Annotated in this window: 18 protein-coding genes; 9 read left to right on the top strand and 9 right to left on the bottom strand. The window is 46.7% G+C overall.

The features are described from left to right. Positions 1-83 precede the first annotated feature (83 nt). The 3 genes from NCI00_RS15750 (at position 84) to NCI00_RS15740 (ending at position 4426) form a co-directional block, all read left to right on the top strand. Positions 84-1475: an efflux RND transporter periplasmic adaptor subunit gene (locus NCI00_RS15750; RefSeq protein ID WP_166560652.1), complete on the top strand. Its 1392-nt coding sequence runs from the start codon at positions 84-86 to the stop codon at positions 1473-1475. A 124-nt stretch (positions 1476-1599) separates the two neighbouring features. Next, the gene (locus NCI00_RS15745; RefSeq protein ID WP_253529066.1) at positions 1600-3516 is read left to right on the top strand and encodes an OmpA family protein; all 1917 of its coding nucleotides are present in this window, start codon (positions 1600-1602) and stop codon (positions 3514-3516) included. A gap of 28 nt (positions 3517-3544) precedes the next feature. After that, positions 3545-4426: a serine hydrolase gene (locus NCI00_RS15740; RefSeq protein WP_253529404.1), complete on the top strand. Its 882-nt coding sequence runs from the start codon at positions 3545-3547 to the stop codon at positions 4424-4426. Positions 4427-4461: 35 nt separating this feature from the next. On the opposite strand, the gene NCI00_RS15735 is transcribed toward NCI00_RS15740, so the two are convergent. Further along, positions 4462-5667 (bottom strand): serine hydrolase domain-containing protein, encoded by a 1206-nt coding sequence (locus tag NCI00_RS15735; RefSeq protein ID WP_253529065.1) that lies wholly within the window; start codon positions 5665-5667, stop codon positions 4462-4464. Between the two features lie 202 nt (positions 5668-5869). Then, the gene (locus NCI00_RS15730) at positions 5870-6271 is read right to left on the bottom strand and encodes a DUF1573 domain-containing protein (protein ID WP_253529064.1); all 402 of its coding nucleotides are present in this window, start codon (positions 6269-6271) and stop codon (positions 5870-5872) included. 262 nt (positions 6272-6533) lie between these two features. Between NCI00_RS15730 and NCI00_RS15725 the strand changes: the two genes are divergently transcribed. The 3 genes from NCI00_RS15725 to NCI00_RS15715 all read left to right on the top strand — a co-directional run bounded on the left by NCI00_RS15725 (position 6534) and on the right by NCI00_RS15715 (position 10724). Beyond that, positions 6534-8942: a thiamine pyrophosphate-dependent enzyme gene (locus NCI00_RS15725; protein ID WP_253529063.1), complete on the top strand. Its 2409-nt coding sequence runs from the start codon at positions 6534-6536 to the stop codon at positions 8940-8942. Between the two features lie 281 nt (positions 8943-9223). Next, complete coding sequence (locus NCI00_RS15720) at positions 9224-10015, top strand: phosphosulfolactate synthase (RefSeq protein ID WP_114066881.1); 792 nt, start codon at positions 9224-9226, stop codon at positions 10013-10015. A gap of 49 nt (positions 10016-10064) precedes the next feature. Next, positions 10065-10724: a DedA family protein gene (locus NCI00_RS15715; RefSeq protein ID WP_114462072.1), complete on the top strand. Its 660-nt coding sequence runs from the start codon at positions 10065-10067 to the stop codon at positions 10722-10724. Between the two features lie 101 nt (positions 10725-10825). Here NCI00_RS15715 and NCI00_RS15710 read toward each other — a convergent pair whose 3' ends face one another. From NCI00_RS15710 to NCI00_RS15695, 4 genes are all read right to left on the bottom strand, one after another. Continuing rightward, positions 10826-11788: an MlaD family protein gene (locus NCI00_RS15710; protein ID WP_253529062.1), complete on the bottom strand. Its 963-nt coding sequence runs from the start codon at positions 11786-11788 to the stop codon at positions 10826-10828. A gap of 91 nt (positions 11789-11879) precedes the next feature. After that, on the bottom strand, positions 11880-12665 hold the full coding sequence (locus NCI00_RS15705; RefSeq protein ID WP_253529061.1) for an N-acetylmuramoyl-L-alanine amidase family protein: 786 nt from the start codon (positions 12663-12665) through the stop codon (positions 11880-11882). 235 nt (positions 12666-12900) lie between these two features. Then, complete coding sequence (locus tag NCI00_RS15700; protein WP_253529060.1) at positions 12901-13488, bottom strand: NifU family protein; 588 nt, start codon at positions 13486-13488, stop codon at positions 12901-12903. A 111-nt stretch (positions 13489-13599) separates the two neighbouring features. Then, on the bottom strand, positions 13600-13779 hold the full coding sequence (locus NCI00_RS15695) for a hypothetical protein (RefSeq protein WP_253529059.1): 180 nt from the start codon (positions 13777-13779) through the stop codon (positions 13600-13602). A 650-nt stretch (positions 13780-14429) separates the two neighbouring features. On the opposite strand from NCI00_RS15695, the gene NCI00_RS29505 reads away from it, so the two are divergent. Continuing rightward, positions 14430-16490: a serine hydrolase gene (locus NCI00_RS29505; protein WP_310586778.1), complete on the top strand. Its 2061-nt coding sequence runs from the start codon at positions 14430-14432 to the stop codon at positions 16488-16490. 75 nt (positions 16491-16565) lie between these two features. Here the strand turns inward: NCI00_RS29505 and NCI00_RS15685 are convergent, their stop codons facing one another. The 3 genes from NCI00_RS15685 to NCI00_RS15675 all read right to left on the bottom strand — a co-directional run bounded on the left by NCI00_RS15685 (position 16566) and on the right by NCI00_RS15675 (position 21061). Further along, a complete protein-coding gene (locus tag NCI00_RS15685; protein WP_253529057.1) occupies positions 16566-17258 on the bottom strand; it encodes a hemerythrin in 693 nt (230 codons plus the stop codon). A gap of 137 nt (positions 17259-17395) precedes the next feature. Beyond that, positions 17396-18463: an Ldh family oxidoreductase gene (locus NCI00_RS15680; RefSeq protein ID WP_166560116.1), complete on the bottom strand. Its 1068-nt coding sequence runs from the start codon at positions 18461-18463 to the stop codon at positions 17396-17398. Between the two features lie 105 nt (positions 18464-18568). Next, entirely contained in the window at positions 18569-21061 is a 2493-nt protein-coding gene (locus NCI00_RS15675) for an alkaline phosphatase family protein (RefSeq protein WP_253529054.1), read from the bottom strand. A 272-nt stretch (positions 21062-21333) separates the two neighbouring features. On the opposite strand from NCI00_RS15675, the gene NCI00_RS15670 reads away from it, so the two are divergent. Together NCI00_RS15670 and NCI00_RS15665 are read left to right on the top strand one after the other, a co-directional pair. After that, a complete protein-coding gene (locus NCI00_RS15670; RefSeq protein WP_253529051.1) occupies positions 21334-23361 on the top strand; it encodes a TonB-dependent receptor plug domain-containing protein in 2028 nt (675 codons plus the stop codon). Between the two features lie 90 nt (positions 23362-23451). Then, complete coding sequence (locus NCI00_RS15665; RefSeq protein ID WP_253529048.1) at positions 23452-26214, top strand: bifunctional YncE family protein/alkaline phosphatase family protein; 2763 nt, start codon at positions 23452-23454, stop codon at positions 26212-26214. Positions 26215-26287: the final 73 nt, after the last annotated feature.

The raw sequence follows: 26287 nt of genomic DNA, 5'->3' as shown, positions 1-26287 counted from the left end.
CATTAAAACGAGGTAAAAGCAGGAGTGAAAAAAATGCTTTTCCTCACTCATACACTAAATTACACTTTACAATAAAATTAAACATGGCTAAGAAATCTTCTTCTCGTTTATGGTGGATACTCGGAGGCGTTGTGGTAGCATTGGGAGCGGGGTTGCTAATCGCTAAGCAACAAGGTTGGATTGGAAAAGTCAAACCGACCGAAGTAGAATTTGCCAAAGTAAAAAAGATAGACATTATTGAACGCGTGAGCGCTTCGGGTCGGGTGCAGCCAGAAGTGGAAGTCAAAATCAGCCCCGACGTACCCGGCGAAATCATCGGTCTCTACGTAGAAGAAGGCGACTCGGTGGTAAAAGGGCAATTGCTCGCCAAAATCCGCCCCGACAACTACGATGCGTTGTTGGCCCGTGCGCAAGCGGCGGTCAATTCCAGCAAAGCGGAAGTAGAACGCTCCAAAGCCTCACTGGCCCAATCCAATGCGCAATTGATTCGGGCAAAAGCCGATTACGAGCGTAATAAAAAATTACAAGCCGATAAAATTGTTTCGGACGCCGACCTTGAAAGAAGTGAGGCTGACTATGGGGTGGCGTTGCAAAACGTAGAAGCGGCCAAAGCCGCTATCTCGGCCTCTAAATTCAACGTTCAAAGCTCCGAAGCCGCCTTGCGCGATGCAGCCGAAAACCTCCGTAAAACAACCATTTATGCCCCACAAAGCGGAACGATTTCTAAACTAAACGTCGAACTTGGAGACCGTGTAGTAGGTACGTCGCAGATGGCAGGTACGGAAATGATGCGTATTGCCAACCTCAACAACATGGAAGTACGGGTAGATGTAAACGAAAACGACATTGTGCGGGTTCACCTCGGCGACACCGTCGACATTGAAGTTGACTCCTACGCCGAGCGCAAATTTATGGGCATAGTCACCGAAATTGCCAACACGGCCAACGGAATGGCTACGACTTCGGCCAGCTCAGGCTCAACCGATGCCGTTACCGAGTTTGAAGTAAAAATCAAAATTCTGAACTCATCGTACCGAGATTTGATGGTTAACCGCTCCAAAAAATCGTACCCTTTCAAACCTGGTATGACGGCCGCCGTTGAAATCATCACCGACCGTAAAGCGGGCGTGCTTTCGGTTCCGATTGCGGCTGTAACAACTCGTGGCAAAGAGGACGAAGCCAAAAAAGAAGGCCCCGATGCACCTCCTGCCCCCGCTGAGCCTGAGCAAAAGAACAAAAAAGAGGAAAAACTCAAAGAACTTGTTTTTGTGAATGACAAAGGCAAAGCCGTAACTAGAGAAGTGACTACGGGTATTAGTGACTTTGAAAACATCGAAATCTTATCGGGCCTTAAAGAAGGCGAAGAAATCATATCGGGGCCGTTTATTGAAGTTTCCAAGCGCCTCAAAAACGGTACATTGGTCATCAAAAAAGTAATAAAGAAAACAAAAGAAGAAGATAAGTCTGTAAACTAAGCTTTAACGGCTTATTTTGAATCAGTATTTTAACGGCATTCCGCCTAGGCAGAACCGTTAAGGTACTGATTCTTTCTTTTTAGGGGAAAGTCGTTAAATTTGTCATTTAACCATTGTTGCACCCATGAAGCGATTTTTTTGCTTTTTTCTGTTCTGTTTTGTCGGTTTTACTTCAGGCTTTGCCCAAAATGAATTTGAAGTAGGCATTGAAGTGAAAGATAAGTACACCAAGCGCATTCTTATCCCAATTATATCGGTTTTGGCCCCAAATAGCCCCACGGAACTTGCGGGACAAATGAATTATGACCGCTACATTATAAGCGTAAAACCCGACATCAACTACCTGATAGTGATAGCTTTTCAGGAATACAAGACCTACCGCCAAACTCATACATTTACCAAAAGCACCACCAACGATAGAACCCTCCTGACCATAGAATTGGAACCGCTCGTGCCCCCAAAAAATGCAGCACCCATACCTCAAAAACCACAGGAACCGTCCAAACCTATCCAAACTGCTCCCGCTACCGTCGTTTCTGCTCCTTCCAAACAAGAACTTACGTTTCAGGCTGTCGATGCCCTAACAGGCAAGCCAATTGCAGCGGAGTTTATGCTTACCAACGACCTAAAGGAAAGCTATTCGGGCACGACCCGCGAGACGAATGCTACGTTTTCTGCTCGCGTGCCCCTCCAACCCCGCCCATATACCCTCACCGTGAGCGCAAACGGTTATCAAAATCACACTTCTAAACTCACCGTTTCCGCTCCTTTAGCAGAAAAGCAACCCGTCCAAATCATTAAATTATCCAAAGGTGACATTGTTTTAAGAATCAAAGTCTTGGAAGAGCAAACGGGCAAGCCCATTCCCGCCACACTCCGGATAGTAAGTGAGAACGATAACCGTGAATTATTTAACCAAAAAAATTCTTTCAACGGACAAATCCCCATTTCGCTCAACCCTAACGGGCGTTACATGATAGAGGCCGAAGCCAAAGGCTACATGCCTTTTCGAAAAGAGCTGGAAAAAGCCGTAGAAAAGCTCAGTGAAACAACGCCCTTAACCATACGGTTGTCGAAAATCGGTGATATTTTCCTTAACCTATCGGCCGTAAATGCCTCTAGTGGTCAACGAGTTGCGGCCACTTTTAAAATTACCGCTTCCTTGACTGGACAAGTGACGCAGTTAAAGAGTGCATTGCCTGTCAAACACAAAATCGTGGAACCCGATATTTACCAAATCGAAACCATCGCGCCGGGGTTCGCCCCTTTAAAAGGAGAAATAGATGCCGAAGAGATTGGCGTTGGGCAAGTGTTTAATTACGAGGCTAAACTCGTACCGACCACCAAACAACCCACCACCAACGCTCCTTTAGAAACCTTTCGTTTTGCCATTTTGGACGGCCAAAGTCAAAAACCAGTACCCAACGCAAGATTAAAAATTATCAATGAAGCCACGCAAAAGGTGATTCCGACCAAACCAGCGGGACAACTCAAAGAAACCAGACTGAAAACGGACCAAACCTATCTTATTGAAGTTGAAGCCAAAGGCTACGAAAAAACAACCATGAAGATGGCAGCAGCAGAATGGGCCAATCGGGGTGAATTTTTGACCAATATCTCGCTTGTCCCTCTCGTTAAAACAACCGCCGCCCCCGCAACTCGGGTCATCAATGAAAAGATTTTTGACAATATTAAAGCGGGTCAATCTGTAAGTATTGAAGACAACATTTACTTTGACCAAAGCAGCTATATTCTTCGTACCGAAGCCTACGGTCAATTGCTACGTTTGGCCGCTGTCATGACCAAAAATCCCGACATTAACATTGAAATTATAGGCCATACCGACAACGTAGGCGATGCTCGGCTGAATAAAATTCTTTCTGAGCAACGCGCAAAAGTCATTGCAAACTTTCTTGGCAATGAAGGCATCAATGAATCCCGCCTTATCTACCGAGGCGAAGGCAGCACCAAACCCATTGCCCCCAATGATACCGACGAAAATCGCCGCCGCAACCGACGGGTGCAGTTTTTGGTCAAGTAAAACACAAACCTTCATCAATAATCTATTTATGAAATACTTCTTTGCCTTCATTGTTATTGGATGGACATTCTCTGCTTTTTCTCAAAAGCCCTCCACTGAACCTCTCAAAGAAGCCATTCAGGCTAAACTAGCAGGTGTAGAAGGCAATTTTGGCGTAGCCTTCAAAGACTTGCAATCCAATCAAACGTTGTTTATCAATGAAAAGGAAAACTTTCATGCGGCAAGTACGATGAAAACGCCCGTAATGATTGAGGTTTTTAAGCAAGCAAAAGGGGGTAAATTCAAGCTTACCGATTCTATTTTGGTCAAAAACGAGTTTAAAAGTATCGTGGATGGCTCAGCTTTCAGCCTTGACATCAGCGACGACAGTGCCGACGGAATGTACAAAATGATTGGCAAAAAAATGACCATTTACGACCTGACATACCAAATGATTATCGTCAGCAGTAATTTAGCCACCAACATTCTGATTGATTTGGTTGACGCGAAGAAAGCCAACGCCACCATGCGCGATTTTGGCGCAAATGACATTCAAGTACTGCGGGGCGTAGAAGATAGCAAAGCGTTCCAACTCGGAATGAACAACTCCGTAACGGCCTATGATTTGATGGTTATTTTTGAGCAAATCGCCAGAAAAAAAGCCATCGACCCCACTGCCTCCGAAGGCATTACGCGTATTTTATTTGACCAAAAATTCAACGAAATTATCCCCGCTAAACTCTCCAAAGAAGTAAAAGTAGCGCATAAAACGGGCTCTATCACGGGTGTACAGCACGATTCAGGAATTGTATTTTTGCCCGATGGACGCAAATACGTGCTTGTCCTACTTTCCAAAAATCTAAAAGACCCCAAAGCAGGTGTACGAATATTGGCCGATGTTTCGGAGATGATTTACGATTTTGTAAAATAGGAACTCAATCCGTATCAAGTCGGCTTTGGATAAGCCTAGAAAAGCTCCTCCTCCACGCCTTCTTCTACTTTACTTTTCCCTTCCAACACCTCCAAAATAGGTTTGATTTGGTAGATACTGCGATTGTAGCGATTGCTGAGAATGATGATGACAAACTTGTTTTTGGGACTAAACCACATCAGTGTATTATAGCCTTTCCACCAGCCGGTATGGTAGACGTACTTGGGTTCACGCGTAGCTTCGTTTACGTGCATCCGGAAGCCATATCCGTAATTTTTGATGCCATGGCGCTCAAAGCTCCTTGGCGTAAAGGCCTCTTTCATGGTTTCTGGACGCAAAACACAACCACCACTAAGACCTGAATACCAACGCAATACATCATCCATGGTGGAATATACTCCCTTATCTCCCACTACATCATCAAAATTATCCTTGGGTAACCGACGGTTATATTGATAGCCCGTGGTACGATATAAATTTAAGGAATCGTTACGACTCGTAATCAAATAGGTATCTTTCATCCCGAGGGGTTTGAAGATATACTGCCGCAGGTAGTCTTCAAATTTTTGACCCGACACTTTTTCTACAATCGTAGCCAAGAGGGCATAATTCGTATTGCTGTAACTGAAATTCCGATTGGGAGTATTGTATAATTTAGGCTTAACGGCACAATACCATCGCACAATGTCGTCGTTGCAAGGGTAAGGATTTCGCTTGCGCACGCTGTCGGTGAGTACATACGCATAGTTGGGCAAGCCGCTGCGGTGCGACAACAAAGACTTAATCTGAATCCCAGAATAGGGAAATTGTGGAATAAATTTTTGAATAGAATCCTCAAGTTTTAGCTTGCCTTCTTCGTACAGTTTCAGAATGGCCACCGCCGTAAAGGTCTTCGAAAGCGATGCTAATTGGAATTTGGACTCCGAGCGCATCGTATCTTTTTGTTCAATTTGCGCATACCCAAAAGAGTTGCGATAGAGCACTACCCCTTGTTGGGCAATCAGGACATTCCCGTTAAAACGCTCCAATTTGTACTTCCGTCGAAAAATCGAATCCAAACTCGCCGTTTTTTGGTCAGCCTTGATGCGCGTCCGAATTTTAGAAATTTGTTCTGGAGTCAGGGTTGCATCGGTGACACAATCGGCCAGTGCATTTTGAAGGGAAGCGGCATGGTGGTGGTCGGCCGTGTTGTTACAGGAAAACGCAACAATTAATGCGAGAATGATACCAGTTTTAAACATCGTTGAAGGTTATAAAGACAAGGCATTGAGTATTGAGCATGATCGTTACGCAATACGTTGCAACACCCGGCCATACCCTCTTTCGTTTACAAAAATAACAAAAAAGGCTTTGACATCAAGCCAAAGCCTTTATATGCTTTTAAAAATCAGTAGTCTAAAGATTAATCCGTTGGTTATGAGCCGCATAACCAACCACTAATATCTACTTACCTTTCTTTGCTTCAGGAGCTTTGCTGGCCACCACTTCCCCTTTGAGGGTTAGGTATAAAGTGCCATTTTCAGCATTGCTCGGAACCGTTACTGTTTTGTTGAAAGGTCCCATTACGCCTGCATTAAACGTAGCTTTGATTGAACCTTTTTTGCCAGGCATTACAGGCTCACGCGTCCATTCTGGAGTGGTGCAACCGCATGATGCCGTTACGTTTCCTAAAACGACGGGATCAGTGCCAGTATTGGTAAACTCAAATACATGGCTTACGGGCTTACCTTGTTCGATTTTGGCAAAATCATGCTCGACTTTGGCGAACTTCACTACTCCTTTTTGCGCGTAGCTTGCTGCGCTGAATACCAAAATTGCTACGAAAAATGAAAGAAACTTTTTCATGTTCATTGTAAAATTTAGTTTTGTAAAAGTTGGTTGCTTATCTAACAATAATTGTACTAGCAAAAGTTTTGCCAAACGTTCTTTTTGACGAAATTTTTATGGCAAGGTAACAGAAAAAACTTGTATTTTGAAACCTGATTTGTTTTCCCTTATATTTACTTGCCAAAACAATGAAATTAATTATTCGTTGTAATAATTAGTAAATGTTTATTTATTTTACTTTTTATTTCAACGGAAACCTACTAAACTTTCATCAAGAAACGTGATAGAGAACGAACTCGCGACCGACTTTATTGCCCTTACGCGTCAAGGGATTCTGAACGATTATCGTTTGGTATGTGAAAGCCGACAAGCCAGCTTATTGGGTCGAAAGGATGTGATGGGAGGACGTGCTAAGTTTGGTATTTTTGGCGATGGGAAAGAGTTGGCGCAGGTCGCAATGTCCAAGGTGTTTCGTAAGGGAGATTTTCGTTCGGGTTATTATCGTGACCAAACCATTGTAGCGGCACTGGGAAATCTCACCTGGCAACAATATTTTTCTCAATTGTACGGACATGCCGACGTGACCTTTGACCCGCATACGGCTGGGCGTTCGATGAACAATCATTATACAACCCGTTTTCTGGACGAGAACGGCCTCTGGAAATCGCAGGTAGATACTTATAATCACATCAATGACCTTGCCCCTACCGCAGGGCAAATTCCGCGCTCGGTGGGTTTGGCCTATGCATCCAAACTTTATCGGCAAAATGAAGAACTCTGGTCGATGACCAATTTTTCGCGGAAAGGCAACGAAATTACCTTTGGCACCATTGGTGATGCCTCCACTTCGCAGGGGATGTTTTGGGAAACCATGAATGCCGCGGGGGTATTACAGGTTCCGCTGTTGATGTCGGTTTGGGATGATGGCTTTGGCATTTCAGTACCTGTTGAGTACCAAACCACCAAAGGAAGTATCTCAAAAGCCCTCGCCGGGCTTCAACGCCACGAGGAGGAAGCGGGAATTGAAATTTTTACGGTCAAAGCCTGGGATTATGTGGGTCTGCTGGAAACCTACCGTAAAGCAGAAGAGATTTGTCGTCGCGACCACGTGCCTGTGCTCGTTCATGTGCAAGAAGTAACTCAGCCGCAAGGGCACTCCTCTTCGGGCACGCACACCCGTTACAAATCGGCAGAACGGCTTGAATGGGAAAAGGATTGGGATTGTAACCGTAAGTTTAAAGAATGGATTCTAAATAACGGCTACGCCAACGAAGATGAGCTGGACGAAATAGAAGAACAAGCAAAAAAACTTGTTCGGAATCAAAGAAACGATGCGTGGAAAGCCTACAATGAAGCTATTTTAAAAGAGCAGAAAGAAGCCTTGACGCTCATTGAGGCAGCGGTTCAAGAAAGCCGTTTCAAAGATGAATTGCTCCAACTGATTGACGAAGTAAAGCGGGAGTTTGTGCCCCTTCACCGATACAATACCACTGCCGTCCGAAAAACACTCCGCACACTGCGTTCTGAAAATATACCCGCCAAAAAGGCACTGGCAGATTGGCTTCAAAAAAACACCGAAATCAATCACGACCGATTTAGCTCACACGTTTACAGTCAGTCGCCCGAATCCCCGTTAAAAATTGTGCCCGTTGCTCCTATTTACGACGACGAATCGCCGTTTGTCGACGGACGGGAAGTAGTACGTGCCAATTTTGGGGCGCTATTTGCCAATGACCCCCGAATCGTGGCTTTGGGTGAAGATGTGGGCAAAATCGGTGATGTGAACCAAGGATTTGCGGGCCTACAAGAGTTATTTGGTGAGTTGCGAATCACTGATACTGGCATTCGCGAGACCACCATCATCGGCCAAGGCATCGGCTTAGCCATTCGTGGGTTAAAACCCATCGTTGAAATTCAGTACTTTGACTACGTATTTTATGCATTAGCCACCCTCACCGACGACTTGGCTTCCTTGCACTACCGAACCAAAGGCGGTCAAAAAGCCCCCGTCATTATCAGGACACGCGGCCACCGTCTGGAAGGAATATGGCACTCTGGCTCACCCATGGCCTCCGTTATTCACAGTCTGCGTGGATTGCATGTATGTGTACCTCGCAACCTTACCCAAGCCGCAGGAATGTACAACACCTTACTGCGCGGCGACGACCCCGCACTGGTGGTAGAGCCACTAAATGGCTACCGGCTCAAAGAGCGGATGCCTTCCAATCCCGGAGAATTCTGCGTTCCGCTGGGTCAGATTGAAGTGTTGCGTGAAGGCACGGATGTAACCATTGTAACGTATGGGTCTATGTGCCGAATTGTATTGGAAGCCGCTGAGGAGCTCGCCCAAACGGGAATTAGTGTTGAGGTTATCGACGTACAGACATTGCTTCCCTTTGACCTTGACCATCAAATTCTCAACTCTATTAAAAAGACAAATCGGGTTATTTTTGCCGACGAAGATATGCCCGGCGGTGGTAGTGGATACATGATGCAGCAGGTACTGGATGAACAAAACGCTTACAAATGGCTTGACTCGGCTCCCCGATGCGTATCAGCCAAACCCCACCGCCCTGCTTACAGCTCTGACGGTGATTATTTTTCAAAACCCAACGTAGAAGATATTTTTGAAGCAGTGTATCAATTAGTAAGCGAAGCTGCACCAGACCAGTACCCTGAGTTCTGTTGATTTTAGGGCACCAAACCTTACTTTTCCTACCCTTTCCACCTGCCCGCGATTTCGGTTGCGGGTTTTTTATTATTCTAAATCAAGTAGGATTATTTCAGGAAAATGACTGTTCTACTCCCTTTGTTAAATAGGCCTAAATTTAAAAAAGTTTTCAACCTATGGACTTTATAGTGATTAAATAAATGACTAAAATCAGCATATTTTCGACTTGGGTTTAGTACGTTGTAATAGTAATCGCTAATTTTACGCATTATTTTTAATGACATACCGAACCAACAAGTATGAATTTTAAACTATCTCAGGTCCCCGAGCGCACCAGTAAACCTCGTCAATTTGGGTTAACCATGGTCATGGACAAAGGGCTAAGCATCCGTCAAATTGAAGATATGCTTGATATTTCGGCCCCACACATCGACATCGTCAAATTGGGCTGGGCTACTTCGTTTGTTACTCCTAATCTAAAAGATAAGATTGCCGTCTACAAAAGTGCTGGAATCCCAGTGTATTTCGGAGGGACCCTATTTGAAGCCTTTGTGGTTCGCAATCAATTTGAAGACTATCGCCGTTTGATTGACGAATACGGCTTAGAGTACGCCGAAGTTTCTGATGGCTCGGTAGATATGCCTGAGGAAATCAAATGCGATTTTATCAAGGTGCTTGCCGAGCAGGTAAAGGTACTTTCGGAAGTGGGTTCAAAAGATGAAACCAAAATTATTCCACCCTACAAGTGGATTCAACTGATGAAGGCCGAACTTGAAGCAGGTGCTTGGAAAGTAATTGGCGAGGCCCGTGAATCTGGAAACGTGGGTTTGTTCCGCTCTAGTGGTGAAGTGCGCCAAGGTTTAGTGGAAGAAATTTTAACTCAAGTTCCCAACAAAGACATCATCTGGGAAGCCCCCCAAAAAGCCCAACAAGTATGGTTTGTCAAACTTCTCGGCGCCAATGTCAACCTGGGTAATATCGCTCCTAATGAAATTATCCCACTCGAAACCATTCGTTTGGGCCTTCGCGGCGACACTTTCGCCCATTTTCTTAATGATAAAACGCGTAAGCGCTGGAAGTTAACAAAGTAAACTCGCACCATTGTGCGTTAATTAAATACAAAATAAACATCACACACAAATGGAAATTCTCGCGCAGATTTTAGACTTTTTTTTACATCTTGATAAACACCTCGCCGACATCATCAATGAATACGGCACTCTTACCTATTTGATTCTGTTTTTGATTGTCTTTACCGAAACTGGCTTGGTAGTAATGCCACTCTTGCCCGGCGATTCACTTTTATTTGCAACAGGCGCTTTAGCCGCATCTACGGGTGCACTGAATCCCTGGATTGTTATTCCTTTGCTGATTGTAGCGGCGTTGATGGGGGATAATGTAAATTACTTTGTCGGGAAATTCTTGGGAAGTACCATCAAGAAACGAGAACGAATCTTGTTTTTCAAGCGTGAATATTTGGAGCAAACAGAAGAGTTTTATGCCAAGCACGGCGGCAAAACCGTCATCATGGCCCGTTTTATTCCGATTGTCCGTACCATTGCTCCTTTTGTGGCGGGTGCTGGTAGCATGACCTATTCTAAATATATCCTCTTTTGTATCATCGGAGCTATCCTTTGGGTACCTTCTCTTACCATGTTGGGTTACTTTTTTGGAAACTTAGACTTTGTAAAGAAGAATTTCGAATTGGTCATCTTCGGGATCATCGGTCTTTCCGTTCTGCCAATGGTATGGCAATTTGCCAAATCAAAATTGGCATCATCCAATAAAACGACCGCCTAATAAACGAGTCTATTCCCACAAAAAAAGGTCGCGAGAGAGTTCTCGCGACCTTTTTTTGTGGGCAGTTCCCAAATATCAATACTGCTCATTTTCTAGCTTAACTAATACTTTAAAGTAGTATCGGCAGGGCTATCGGCTGGGCCTTTATCCTTCTTGCTAAATACCGACACGTTTACGTATCGCTTGGGGTATTGACGGAAATTGGTCATTAATTTATTGACACTCACAATAGTACGGTTCAGGTTATCGTACAAGGCTTGATCTTTCAACAATTTACCCGCCGTTCCCTGACCCTGTTCGAGCGCCGTAAGCGACTTTTGGAGCGTGGCCACGGCAGCATTGGCCTGCGCCAATGTCTGGCCTAGTCGTAAGGCTTTCAGTGAATCGGTGGTAGTGAGTAAATTACTAAGAATGGGCTTCATGCCTTTTTCAGTCTCAATCAACGAAGCCGACAGGGCATTGATATTGGCCATGGTGGCGGCGATTGTCTGCCTGTTTTGAGCTACCAATGCGTTGATTCCCATGGCCGTTTGGTCGGTTGTGGTCAGCAGTTTGTTGAGGGCGTAGCCAGTCTGGTCAAATTGGTTGATGATTTTATTGAGGCTAACAATCAGCGAATCAGCATTTTTGACCACAGGCAACGCTTTCTCTTGCAACAGCGACTGAATTCCTTTTTCGGTTTCGGCCAACAAAGTATCCCCTTCGTTGAGGCGAGGCGCACCCGATGGAATCTGGAGCATTAGAGCACTTCCCCCGAGCAATTCTGAGGTAAGCATTGCTTTGGTTCCTTTGGTTAAAATAATATCCCGATTAATATCGAGCGTTACTAAAACGGCGTTTCCTCGCTCTTGTAGCAACTCCGTTGCTTTCACAATCCCGACTGCAACCCCGTTGAGTTTGATGGGATTGGAAGGCTGGAGAGAGCCTACGTTGTCGTAGAGTACGTAGTATTTATGGGTTGTTGAAAAGAAGTCCGAACCTTTTAAGAAATTGAAGCCAAAATACAGCATTGTTATGGTGACAATTGCTAATATACCAACTTTTGCTTCTTTTGATATTTTCATGGATGAGTATATGTTAAAAATGAAGCGTTAAAAGTGCATTCATAACGCCTAGCTTTTAACCCTTGACTATCTGTTTGAAATGGCAAATTTATCAGTTTTCTTCTACTTCTTCCTTATATTGCTTAAAAGCTCGGAAGATAGATTCCGCGATTTGGTCCTGACCTTCTTCCGAATTAAGGTATTTTTCTTCTTGGGCATGGCTTAAAAAACCCGCTTCAATCAATACACTAGGCATAGCAGTCTGCCACAAAACCATAAAACCCGCCTGTTTTACCCCGCGACTGCTACGGTCGGCGTGTTTTTTAAATTGGCGTTCAATCTTTCCCGCAAAATTCAAACTGCTCGCTATATACGCATTTTGGCGGTTGGCAAGCATGATATACGCAAGCGGTGAGTTAGGATTAAAACCCTTGTATTTGTCTTCGTAGTCTTTTTCCAACAAAATAACTGCATTTTCTCTTTTGGCCACCTCTAGGTTTTCGTCCGATTTGTGCAATCCCATCACAAAGGTCTCGGTCCCAGCGGGGCTTACTTTATTTTTCGGAAGAGAATTGCAGTGGATGGAAATGAATAAATCTGCTTTACGGCGGTTGGCAATGTTGGAGCGTTCGTCCAAGTCCACAAATTTATCGCTGGCACGCGTCAAAACCACCCTCACTTCGGGCATTTCTGCCTTGATTTTACGCGCCAATTGAAGGGTAATATCCAGCACAATATCTTTCTCACGCGAGATGCGCCCGCGCGCGCCAGGGTCTTTTCCGCCGTGCCCTGCATCAATCACCACCGTCTTTATCCCTCCTTCGGCATCAGATTTTAACGTAAAGCTGCAGAGCGCAATCCAGCTAAAAATCAGTAGGGTTTTAAGAATCGTCGACATGTAAGTAATGAATCGTGATTAGTTATACAACTAATGTATTAACGTATTTAGATACAACGTCTGCGTAATTTGGCAGCTATATTTTATCTAGTACGAAATAACGTTTTTTTAAATTTCAATGATTAAACTATACAAAAAAACTTTCCGTGATTTTATCCAATGGTAAAATGGGAAAGTTTTTGTTGAATTTTAGGCAAAGAAACTCAAAAATAGGATAAAAATCGCAAAAGAAGCCCTATACTCCTTCCGCCACTACCTCTTTCACGTCGGGTACCATTTGGGTAAGCAAGTTTTGGATACCTGCTTTGAGCGTCAATGTGGAAGAAGGACACCCGCTGCATGAGCCTTGCAACAATACTTTTACGGTACCTGTTATCTCTTCAAACGAATGGAACGAAATAGCTCCCCCGTCAGATTCTACCGCTGGGCGCACGTAGTCGTCCAAAATGGTTTTGATTTGACGGACGGTCGGGGTATCGGTATCTAAGATTGCCGTGTTCTTGTCCACCGTCTTTTGTTCAAATACGGGGTGATTCTCTTCGAAGTAAATTTTCAAAAACTGCTTGGTATCCAGAATGACATCCCCCCAATCGGTGGCATCATCTTTGGTTACCGTAATAAAATTGGACGCTAAAAAAATACGTTGGACAAAAGGAAACTGAAATAAATCTCCCGCCAACGGCGACGCTTTTCCTTCCATTTGGGTAGACTCGCTGTCGGGATAGTCAAACGAAAGTCCCTGCGGAACAAGCTCGAAGTTTAGTACAAACTTCATCGAATTGGGATTGGGGCTCGCTTCTGTATAGATAAATACGGGTTGCATGGTCGTTGCTTCGCACTGTTAGTGATTAATAAAAAAACAAAAAGGACAACCTCTTTAAGATTACCCCTTTTGCAACAAAAATTTAACTGAAATGGTTTTCCTTTGGTCTAATTAACGCCTTAACACCTTCCTCAAATCGTAGAAAAGTCGTTCAATCAACTTCAAATCTTCCGTCACAATCTCGCCCGTGGCCGTCATGCCGTTGCGAAAAGGTATGTTCTTTTGTGAAGATGTTACCACTCCTTTGGGAAAGTGATAAGCACTTGCCCAAGATTGCCTACATTCGGCCATTGGCCGCACTTTTTAAGGTAAAAGAAGAAGTGCTACTGCACAGAATCATGGGCACAATGCAGCTACCAAAACGGAGCTACATCGCCTAAAGTCCGAAAAACGAGGATTTACGCCAACGCGACGCCAAACAGGAAGAAACCATCCAGGTATTGGAAAATACCATAAAGAAGCTTTCGCAAACCAACCTATCAAATGTGGGAATAAACGAACAGTTGGTTGGCCTAGGAGCGCAAACCAACCCCTTGATTTTCAAATAATTAAAAAATGGATAACCTACTGAGGCTATCCCTTTTTTAATACAATTCTACCGAATTGGTTTACTTCTTTTCGCCGCCCCCTTTTGGTGGGTTGTTGGTTTTATTGAGATTGGCGGCATTGGCCGAGGGATTCCCCCCCCTCCTCCGCCTTTTTTCTTTTTATTTCTGTTACGATTGCCGCTTTGTTGCTGATCACGGTCGCGGCTACTGAATTTCTTATCCATCTTCACCAAATCGCTGGCGTTTTTTTCTGCATCTCCGAACCCTTGCCTCAAAGCAAAGTGCGATTTGACGATTCGAGGTCATTAATTGAATTTTTCATAACCAAGTCCCTATCTTTGCTCAAACCGACTTCAAAACACCCTAAAAACCATCCACCGTCCTTGTTTTCTTATGACGAATCTCTTCCGTTTCCAACCCCTGAAAACGACATTTCTCGTTATTCTTCTGGCGTCTGTTTTTGGTCATAAAAAAACATTTGCCCAACAAAAACCCACCCCCTATTTCCCACCAGCTCACGAATGGGCAAAAAAAACGCCCGCTGAGATGGGCTTGAATCCCGCCAAAATTCAGGAAGCGATTGCGTTTGCCCAAGCCAGCGAGTCCAAAAATCCGCGCAGCATGGAGCAATCTCATTATCAGAGTTTTGGAAAAGAGCCCTACGGTTTTGCCATCGGGCCGTTTGCCGACCGGGGTGACCAAACGGGCATCATCGTCTACAAAGGCTACATCATAGCCCAATGGGGCGACCCGTCGCGCTGTGACATTACGCACAGTGTCACCAAAAGTTTTCTTTCGAGCGTCGTGGGTTTAGCGGTGGATAAAGGACTGATTCGCAGCGTCAATGATACCGTAGCACCTTATGTGCCGCCAATTGAACTTTACGGCCAACCCGTTCAGCGCCCCGCCGACGAGTTTGGCAAACCCGAATTGCTGCGGCTTTTTGATACCCCCCACAATCGCCGCATCACGTGGGACCACATGCTCCGCCAAACCTCCGATTGGGAAGGCACGCTCTGGGGCAAACCCGAGTGGGCCGACCGCCCCGACAAGGATGCCGCCACTTGGCTCACCCGGCCGCGCAACGCCCCCGGAAGCGTGTATGAGTACAACGACGTGCGCGTCAATGCGCTGGCGCTCGCCGCCACGAGTGTGTGGCGCAGGCCCTTGCCGCAGGTGCTGAAAGAAAATCTCATGGACCCCATCGGTGCGTCTAATACATGGCGCTGGACGGGCTACCGCAACGCTTGGATTGTCTTAGACGGTCAGCCCGTACAATCGGTTAGCGGTGGCGGCCACTGGGGCGGCGGCATGTTTATCAATGCTTTCGACATGGCCCGTTTTGGATTGCTGACGCTCAACCGAGGCAACTGGAACGGTAAACAATTGCTATCTGAACAATGGGTAAAACAGGCCACTACTCCCACTCCTGCCCAGCCTACTTACGGGTATATGAACTGGTTTCTGAACACGGGACAAAAACCGCTACCGAGCGCGCCCGCAAACGTATTTTACCACGTAGGAAATGGGGCTAATATTGTATATGTAGACCCCGACCATGAACTGGTGATGGTGGTACGTTGGATTGAAAACAACGCTTTAGATGACATCGTCAAACGGGTGCTGGAAGCCTTTACGCCCTCGATACCCGACACCGAAATCTATCTAACAGACTTGAAAGTCTCGGCAGGAAAAGTTACGGTTAGCAATCCCGTAAATATCACAAAACGGGCTGGTTACGACAACCAACCTTCCTTTACGCCCGATGGAAAAAAACTACTTTATACCCGACAAGCCAACGGCCAAACGGACATTTGGACCTATGATTTGGCAAAGAAAAACCACAGTGCCGTAACCCAAACTCCCGAAAGTGAGTATTCGGCTACGGTCATGCCCGATGGCAAGCATTTTTCGGTGATTCGCGTGGAACCTGACCAAACGCAGCGGCTCTGGCAGTTTGACTTGGCAACGGGCAAAAACCCGAAGGTGATTTTACCAAGCATTAAGCCCGTTGGATATCATTGCTGGTTTGGTTCCGATTCGTTGGTGTTGTTTGTGTTGGGCCAGCCCAATATGCTTCAATTGGCGCAGGTCTCGACCGATAAAGGCCAGACGATTACAACCAACGTCGGGCGCTCTTTACTGCGCGTTCCTTCGCAAAAGGCGGTCAGTTTTGTGCATAAAATATCAGCGTCGGAATGGCAGGTGGAGCAATTGGATATGAATATATTACAAACAAAAACGCTTATTCAAACACCCGCTGGCAGTGAAGATTGTGCCTGGGCGGCGGATGGAACGCTGCTGATGGCGCAGGGCTCGAAGCTGTACAAATGGAACCCTCAGTACGACAAACAGTGGCAGGAAGTTGCCGATTGGAGTAGCTTGGGCATCAAACAAATCACGCGTTTGGCCGTTGACCGCAAAACCCAAAAACTTGCTTTCGTAGGGCAATAAAAAACAACCCGTCTGACGGTTGGTTAACAAAGTAACAAAACCGTCGGACGGGTATATATTGATAGGCTATAAAAATTAAAGCGATGCTCTCAGTTGGGCTTCCAACTCCACCGCCATCGGCACCAACACGTGGTCTTCAATGATGGCGTGTTTGCGAAGCTCTAATTCAAAAAATTCCACCTGATTCAGAAACACCCGGTACGGCATAGGCGGGCGCTCAACGGGCGAATAACGGTGAATAATTTGGCTTACTTCTTTCAATTCATCCTCAATGGAATCGTGGTGCTCGGTGAATTGGCTGATGGAAGCCGAATTCAATAAATCTGCAATTTCTGCTTTGGTATATTCACCCGCCGATGCCTTCATCAACTTTTTGATGTACGGAAAAAACTCGCGCTCTTCCATCTTAACGTGCTCAACGAGGTCGTTTTTGTATTCGTTAAAAAACAGGCAAAGTTCTGCCAACAACTCGTGCGTTTGGCCGTATTTGCTGAATATATGCAAAAGCGATTGCTCGATTTCGGGTAATTTTTTGGTCAGATAGTAGCGGTGTGTTGCCTGTAAATACGCCAAAATATCCCCCATTGAAAACTTTCTGATTTTCTGGTATGGAAAATCCTGATCGTCGTTGTACAAATCCAGAATCAGACTAATCAATTCATTGTCTAATTCAATGCGGTTTTTACCACCAAAATCTTCGAGGCGTTCGGTAACTGACTGATGAACGAGGGAATCGTTAATGAGTTCGTTGTAGGTACTTTTTGTCATGACTTGCGTTTTTTCAGGTTGAAAGACGGCATCTGCCGCCATTAAATTCAAACAGCAAGTTTATGCATCTGCTCATAAAGAAACCATGATTAATGTCAGCAATGGTCAACGAGCTGTTTATACAGCAATTTAGAATTTTATAACGTAATCCCAAATCTTTTTCCCAGTTCTTCCAACGACTGAACCACGGGGTCGAGCAAATCAAGCCCGTCGCGCAGGCGCTCGGCCTCAATTTCACGCTCAGGGTCGCCCGGCACCAATACCTGTTTACCTTCCACGGCCTGCGCACTACGAAAACGACGAATCCAGTTGTCCATGTGCCCCTTAAATTCATCGGCTGGCCGGAAGCCGTCAATGCGCATGGCCCCGAAGAAATGTCCCGTTCCTCTGCCTACGCCTTCGGCGGCCGCCATAAAGCCCGCCGTGGCAAAAGGCGGGACCCACGGGCCGTAATTGGCCCCCGATAAAACGCCCGAAAAAATATCCACAATCGCCCCCAAACCATATCCTTTGTGGCTGCCGTGTTCGCGGTCGGAGCCGAGGGGTAATAATGCCCCGCCATTTTTAATGGGATTGGCATCGGTCGTAATTTCTCCGTTGGCATCCTGCGCCCAGCCGAGCGGTGCCGGCAGGTTTTTGCGTTGAAGAATCTCAAACTTGCCGTAAGCCGCCGCTGTACTGGCAAAATCCGCCACAAAAGCGGGTTCTTCATGGGCAGGGACCGCCACCGCAATGGGATTGGTACCGAGCATCTTTTCCAACGAAAACGTGGGCGCTACCAGCGGCGCAGCATTGGTCATGGCCATCCCAATCATATCGTGCTCCAAGGCCATCATGGCATGATAACCCGCAATGCCAAAGTGATTGGAGTTTTGCACAGAAATCCAACCCGAACCTACATTTTTGGCTTTTTCGATGACAATCTCCATCGTTTTTGGCCCTACGACCAAGCCCACGCCAGCATCTCCGTCTACTACGCCCGTACTGGGGGTTTCGTGTACGATGCGAATATTGGGCTTGGGATTCAGGCGGCCGTGGTCGAAAAGACGAACATAGCCCGCCAAACGGGCAATTCCGTGCGAATCTACCCCGCGCAAATCGGCTGAGATGAGGGTTTTAGCCGCCAAATGCGCATCGGCCTCCGAGAAGCCGATGCTTTGAAATATATGTTGCGTAAAGGTTTTGAGTTGCTCAGCGGTAAACATAATTGATGCGTTAAACGTGTGATGTTGGAGAAAATAATAACGCCGCAAATGTCGTACTATTTTTGAGAAAAGCGGTTGAACGGCCGCTGAGAAACCCCGTGATTTTTAATCATCATCCCCCTCTTCTTCTTCCTCTTTTTCTTTTAATTTGACAAACGCTCCCCTTACTGGCGCGGGCATTTTTGACTTCTCTCCTCTCACCGTTTGCCACACAATTTCGCTGAAAATCAGGTCGTCAATGGCGTCGGGTTTTGACAAATCAAACTGGAGCGTGCGGTGGTGATTGTAGTTGGCCGCCACGTTTTTTTCGTTCAAATCAACGCCCGGCTCTTTGGCCTGAAAAGGCGCAGTATTGGGCGTTTTTTGGAAACAACGCCACATCGGCACCGCCGCGGCATCGTACTGACTCATGGGTTTGAGACCCAAAATCAATTCTATGGTACGCAACATTCCCGAAGTAGAATACATGGTATGGTCTACAAAACCGCGCTTTACGTAGCCACCTGCTACAAAGGCAATCGAACGGTGTGCATCCACGTGGTCGGGGCCGTTTTGGGCATCATCCTCCAAAATAAATACGACGGATTCTTTCCAAATCGGGCTTTTAGAAAGGTGCTCCACAAAGCGCCCCACGGCCAAATCATTGTCGGCCACGGCGGCATCGGGCGTAGGATAGCCCACACGAGCACCCGAGGTGTGGTCATTGCCCATCCGAACGGTACTGAGGCGTGGCACAGCGTTGTTTTTCACCAATTCATCAAAATCTTTTTCCCAGGCTTTTTCACGGTCAATGTCCATGTAACCCAAATTATAACCTTTGAAATTGGGGGCAAAATGACCTTCAAGAACGGGAATGGTGGGCTTGTCATCCACAAACCACCCGTAACTGCGGTAGCTAACGTTGGCACGTTTGCAGTGGTCCCAAATAAAACCGTCGCGGGGGTAAGCAATTTCTTTTTGGCCTTCATAATCGTAGGTGCCGCCGCGACCGCCGTAGCTCGTCACCCAGTTCTTTTCTACGTAATCATTCGCATACGCCGCCGATGACCAATTGTGCCCGTCGGCGCTCACTTCGGCATCGACATAAAAATTATCCAACAGCACAAACTCGCGCGCCAAGGCGTGTTGGTTGGGTGTTACTTTTTCGGGAAACAAGCACAGGGCCGCGTCGCCGTTGCCTTCTTTCATATCGCCCAATATCTGGTCGTAGGTACGGTTTTCTTTGATGATATAAAAAACGTATTTGATGGGCGACGCATCCCCCACTTTCATCGGAATCGGGTTGCCCGCTTCACCTTCGGCCAATGTTTCTTTGTTTTTGGTGTAAGGCGTATTTTCGTAAACCAGCTTGGAATAAACGCCCAAAATATCTTCGTCAGGAAAATCAATGATAGATAACGTCCCTTTAAACAACCCACCGATGTACTGCGTTTCGTCGCGATTAGCCTCCGCATTTGCCCCTTTGTACTGAGGAGATTTGGAACGATTTGGATTCGGCCCTTTGGGATTGGCCGCCGACGAATAGCCTTTGCCGTTGGTTACCCAAATTTGGTTATTGATGACCTTCAACGACGTCGGATACCAGCCCGTAGGCACAAAGCCCAACGAACGGCTTTTGCCTTTTTCAGCCACGTTAAAGACCGCAATGCAGTTATTGTCAGCGTTGGCAATCAACAGCTTAGATTCGTCGGGCGTGAGTGCCAAGGCGTTGGGGGTACTTCCCACGGGCGCGTTGGGATACAACGATGCGTTGAGGGTTTCGACCACTTGTTGCTTGGCCAAGTCAATCATCATCACGGTGTTGTCGTTGCCACAGGCCACGTACAGAAATTTGCCGTCGCGGGTTTGGAGCAAATCATTGGGGTTTTTGGCCGTCGGAATATCCACAACCGTTTGCAATGTTTCGGCGTTCAAAATCCTAACCCCGCTTCCTTCCCAAAGGCTGACAAACAGTTGTTTTTTGTCTTGCGACAACTGACACGCGTAACCTTTGAAACCCAAGCTAATGTTTTTCAACACTTTACGGGTTTTCAAATCGCACACGTACAGGGAGTTATTTTCTTTGGTTACGACAAACAATTTCTGTTGTGCTTCGTCGATGCAAAGCCCAACGGGGCCGATTTTCTCGGGCCAAGGTTTGCCCAACACGATTTCGCCGTCGGCTTTGAGTTTGTTGTTCTGAAGTTGAAAAATCAGAATTTTGTTGTCGTTGCCGCCCGAAGCGTACAACGTTTTTTCGTCGGCACTGAAGGTGAGTCCGTAATACGCTTTGGGCACGACAACATCATCCAAAATCTGCTGCGTGGCGGCATCAATGAGGGTAATGCTATGCGTTTTTTGTCCGTTGTTGGTTACGGCCGCGTATTTTCCCGACGAAGAAACCACCAAGTTTAGCGGTAAATCATTCAAGGAGAGGCTTTTATTACCAGCTGGGGTCAACGACCACCCGTTGGGCAATTTAATCCGTTTGGAGGTCAGCATTTGGTAAAACTGAGCGCTTTCGGAAGTGGCGCGATTTTGCCGCTGACAGGAATTTTCGAGTAAAAGAAACGCCCCGACGAGGCATAGAAAAAGGCTGGATTTGGTGGAAGGTTTCATCTGATCTGAATTTTTACAAAAGTGTCAATTGATTGGAGCATTTCACAGTAAAGTGAGTAAAGGAATTATTAAGCTACAAAAGCAGATTGTTAACAATTACTACACAAATGTTTATAAATATTTCTTACATTTAGCAGGCAATTGTTGAAATCGAAGCGCCAATGCGTTTGTTCTGAGCAAATTCAGTGGCTAGTCCGAAACATAACTTTTGCGTAATTCATCAAGAAGTAAAAGTCAGTAATTTTGTCACCATACCGTTTCTTTATCAAAATATGTCTAAACTCTCCTTTTCCGCTTTTTCTTTTTTCATTGTACTGGGCTTGCGCTCGTCGTTTGCCCAGTCTCCCGACTCACTCAAAACCAAGCAATTAAATGAGGTTGTCGTCACCTCCACCCGGGGCCAAAAAACCGTATTTCAAACTCCCGCCCTGATTTATGCCATCGGTCAGGAAGAAATCAAGACGTCGCAGGCGCGCAGCACCCCAGAGCTTTTGATGAATCAAATGGGCGTGTTCGTCCAAAAAACCACCCACGGTGCGGGTTCGCCCTTTGTGCGCGGCCTGACGGGCAACCAAACCTTGCTACTTATTGACGATATTCGCCTCAACAACAGCACTTTCCGTTACGGCCCCAATCAATACCTCAACACCATCGACGCCTTTACTTTGGGTCGGGCAGAAGTACTTTTAGGAAGTGGCTCGGTACAATACGGCTCCGATGCATTGGGTGGGACGATTCAACTTTTTACCACTGCCCCTGAATTTAACACGGGATTCAGTGGCCGGGTATTGGGACGCTTGGTGAGCGCAGGCATGGAGCAAAGCGGGCGCGTCGAAGCTCGCTACGGCGGAGCCAACGCGGCGTTTCAGGCGGGGTATACCCATCGTCGTTTCGGAGATGTGTTGGGGGGCAAAAACACTGGTTTCCAATCACCTTCGGGTTACAAAGAGCAGGATTTTGACCTGAAAGCAAAGTTGAATCTAGGCCACGGCTGGATGGCCACGTTGGCACATCAGTCGGTCAGTCAACGCAATGTGGAGGTGTTTTTTCGGTATCAATTGGAAAACTTTAAAATCAACCAATTTGACCCCCAGCGCCGGCAGTTGACGTATATCAAATTGGAGAACCAGAATGAGTCCAACTGGTTTAATCATCAGACTTTTACGGTTTCGCGGCAGGCCACGCAGGAAGGCCGTTTGAGCCAAAAAAACGGAACCACCGCGCTCCGCTCGGAAACCGATAAAGTACAAACTTGGGGCTTGACGTACAACAATCAGTCGCGTTTTTTGAGGGGAATATTAACCCTTAATTCTGGCATTGAACTCTACCGCGACAAGGTCAATAGCGAGCGGTACGACGAAAACAATGCCACGCTTCAGCGCACCTACAGCCGAGGGTTGTACCCCAACAATTCGTCCTTTCTGAACTACGCCGCTTATTCCATTGTAAGCACCAACTTAGCCCGGCTCAATTCAACGTTTGGCATTCGTTACAACGGATTTGTGATTGACATTCCCGACGCCACCATCGGCGACAGCCGCCTGACGCCCGCCGCGTTTGTGTACAATTATAACCTATCGTACAACCTTGGAAAATCCATTGCACCTTACCTCAACATCAGCACGGGTTTCCGCGCCCCCAACATCGACGATTTGGGCACGTTGGGCATCGTAGATTTTCGCTACGAAGTTCCCACAAACAACTTAAAACCAGAAAAATCAACAACTTACGAGCTAGGCTTAAAAATAGCGACCAAAACCATTGGCCTCCAAATGGGCTATTATTCTACCCAACTCCAAAATCTCATCACGCGGGTAAGGGTACCCAATGAGCAGGTCAACGGCATCAATGTCTACCGTAAAGAAAACGTCGAAAAAGCTTACATCAACGGTTTTGACGCCAAACTCCAGGCCAGTTTGTTTACGTCGCTACAACTGTACGGCAACGTTTCTTATTGCTTCGGACAAAGTGAAACCAAGAACGAGCCCATGCGTCGTATTCCGCCCGTCAATGGCCGGGTGGGTCTGAATTTCTCAAAAAACAACGCTTGGGTTCGTCCCGAATTTTGGTTTGCGGGTGCGCAAGAGCGCTTAGCTCAAGGCGACAAAGACGACAATCGAATCGCAAAAGGCGGTACACCCGCTTGGAATGTGTTGAATCTGAATGCGGGCTATACGCTGAAAAAAATCAGCTTTACCGCTGCCGTTCAGAACCTTTTTGACGCAGATTACCGCACCCACGGCTCAGGCATCAACGGCTACGGCCGCAGCCTATGGCTCACGGCTGAGTTTAAATGGTAATGTCAAAGGGCTAAAGCCCTCAAAACTTTATTCTTTATTCCATGCCATAAATGGCATGGCAATTTAATGGCAATTTAAAATCAATTTCTTATGCTACGCATTTTCTTCCTTTCCTTTTTGTGCCTTTCCGTCAGCCAACTCAGTTGGTCACAGGCTTGGCAAATTTCTGCTCCCGCGGGCAGTGAATACGCCAAAGTTGACAAAAACGGTGTGAGTGTGTTGCCCAATGGACGCCTCATCACGCCCTTGGGCAAACAAATCATGACCGCCCCGCACCCCTACGGATTGGTGTTGAGCAAGGACGGAAACATCGCCGTCACCGCCAACTCGGGCACTAACCCTTTTTCTGTTTCAATCATCAAAAACGTACGCAGCGCCAATCCGACCGTTTTACAAGTACCCGAAGGGTTCAAAACGGACGACGGTATTTTGGAAGCCTGCTTCATGGGTTTGGCCATCAGCCCCGACAACCAAACGCTCTACGTAGCAGGCGGACAAACCAACAAAATCTTTTTGTTTGACCTGAACACGGGCAAAGGCAAGGGTTCTATCAACTGCGCTGCCAAAAACTACGAGCATGGCTACCTCGGCGACCTCGTTCTTTCCAACGACGGCAAACGCCTCTACGTGGTTGACCAAATCGGGTTTAGAATTGTGGTCGTCAACACCGAAACCCAGCGCGTAGCCGACAATATCCCCACGGGACGCTATCCCTTCGGCATTAGTTTTTCGCCCGATGAGCAACGCATCTACGTGGCCAACGTGGGTGTTTTTGAATACAAACCTTTTACCGATTTAGACCCCAAAAACCTTAAAAAAACCGCGCATCCGTGGCCTGCTACCAAATATGGCAGCAAGGAAATGGAAGAAGGCAACGCCGCCAAAGGCATCCCCGCGCTGGGGAGTCCCAACGCACCCGAGGCCTTTTCGGTGTGGAGTTATTCGCCCAACGGCACGAGCTGGAAAGTAAAAAACAAGACCAAAACGGGCTTTCTGGTGGGTCAGATGATTGAAGATTTTCCCGCTGTGGGCGGCAGCAGCCCCAACTCGGTGGCCGCTACTGACAAATATGTGTTTGTCAGCAATGGTAACAACGACTGCGTATCGGTCATTGATATTCAGAAAGATACCGTGGTGTATACCATTCCGTTGCAGCCCGACCCGCGTTTGGGCAAGCTGCGCGGATTGATTCCGTTTGGCGTGGCTACCTCGCCCGACCAAAAGCGCCTCTACGTGGCAGAAGCGGGCATCAACGCCGTGGCCGTGATTGACATTCCAAGCCTGAAAGTATTGGGTCATATCCCCACGGGTTGGTTTCCGTCCAAGCTGAAAGTATCGCCCGACGGGCGACAGTTAATTGTTACCAATGCCAAAGGATTCGGAAGTGGCCCCAACGGCGGACCAAATTTTAAACCTGGCCCAGAAGGTAGCTACGTGGGTAGCTTAATGAAAGGAACGGTATCGGTCATTGATATTCCCACCGACGCCCAACTCGCCGCGCTGACCCAAAAAGTGATTTCCAATAATTTTAAGTTTGAACAAAAATCCGTTACCAAAAATGCGCTTTCCAACATTGAGCATATCGTGTTTATTTCCAAGGAAAACCGCACCTACGACGAAGTATTTGGACAAAACACCAACGGTAAAGGAGAGGCTTCATTGGCGCGTTATGGGCTGAAGGCGACGTTTTCCAACCGCAACAAAACCCAAACGTTGGAAAATGTAGACGTGATGCCCAATCATGCGGCATTGGCGAAGCGTTTTGCGATGTCTGACAATTTTTACTGCGATGCCGACGTCTCAGCCGATGGCCACCGCTGGATGGTGGGCGTATATCCCAACGAATGGGTCGAAACGGGCACCGCCGCCGCTTACGGCGGAAAACGCGACTTGATTGATACCTCCAAGGCACCAGGAAATTGGTCTTTTTACGGCTCGGCAGGCAGTATTTACCCCGAAGATTATACCGAGGCTGGCTCAATTTGGGACCACCTCGAACGCAACAAAAAGGAGTTTTTTAACTTCGGTTTCGGGGTCGAAATGGCCGCTGCCTATTCAGACAGTACCATGAAGTACATCGGCGAGCTGTATACCATCAATTATCCCTTGCCCGCACCGCTTTACGACCGCTCTTCTAAAATATACCCGACCTACAATATGGCCATTCCAGACCAATTCAGGGCCGATGTGTTTATGAAGGAATTTAACGAGAAATGGGGGGGGCCGAATGGAAAATTACCATCTATGTTAACGCTGATGTTGCCCAACGACCACGGCACCCGCGAACGCGCCAAAGCAGGTTATCCGTTTACGCAAAGCTACATGGCCGACAACGACCTGGCCCTCGGACGCGTGGTAGAGTTTTTGAGCAAAACCCCTTATTGGAAAAAAATGCTCATCGTGGTGCTGGAAGATGACCCGCAGGGCGGAGTGGACCACATCGACGCCCACCGCAGTTTGTTGCTGACGATTTCGCCTTGGGTCAAGAAAAACTACGTTGGACACGAGCACTATAGCTTTGGCAGCGTGTTCAAAACTTTCTGGAATATCCTCAAAATGCCGTACCTCAACCAGTACGACGCAAGTGCGACGAACCTCATCGACCTGTTTACCAATACGCCCGATTACACGCCTTACAATGCCGTGGCGATTGATAAACGTCTGTTTGACCCGCAAAAAGCGCTTGACCCATTTGATGAAAAATTTGACTGGAAAGCCTTTGCTGAATCGGAAGAATTGGACCGCACCGAAACCATGCAAAAACGACGGGCCGAAGATGATGAAGAGCTTAAAAAGGCTAAAAATAGTAAACAGAAAAATGTAAAACTGAAAAGTGTAAAACCGAAAAAGTAAATACCAATGTGGTTCGGGTTGCTCACAACCCGAACCATTTTTTTTCATACTTCAAGTTGTGAGCAATCTGCCG

This window comes from Runella salmonicolor (assembly GCF_024158025.1).
GTDB classification, from domain to species: Bacteria; Bacteroidota; Bacteroidia; order Cytophagales; family Spirosomataceae; genus Runella; species Runella salmonicolor.
This window is presented reverse-complemented; position numbering and strand designations above follow the sequence as displayed.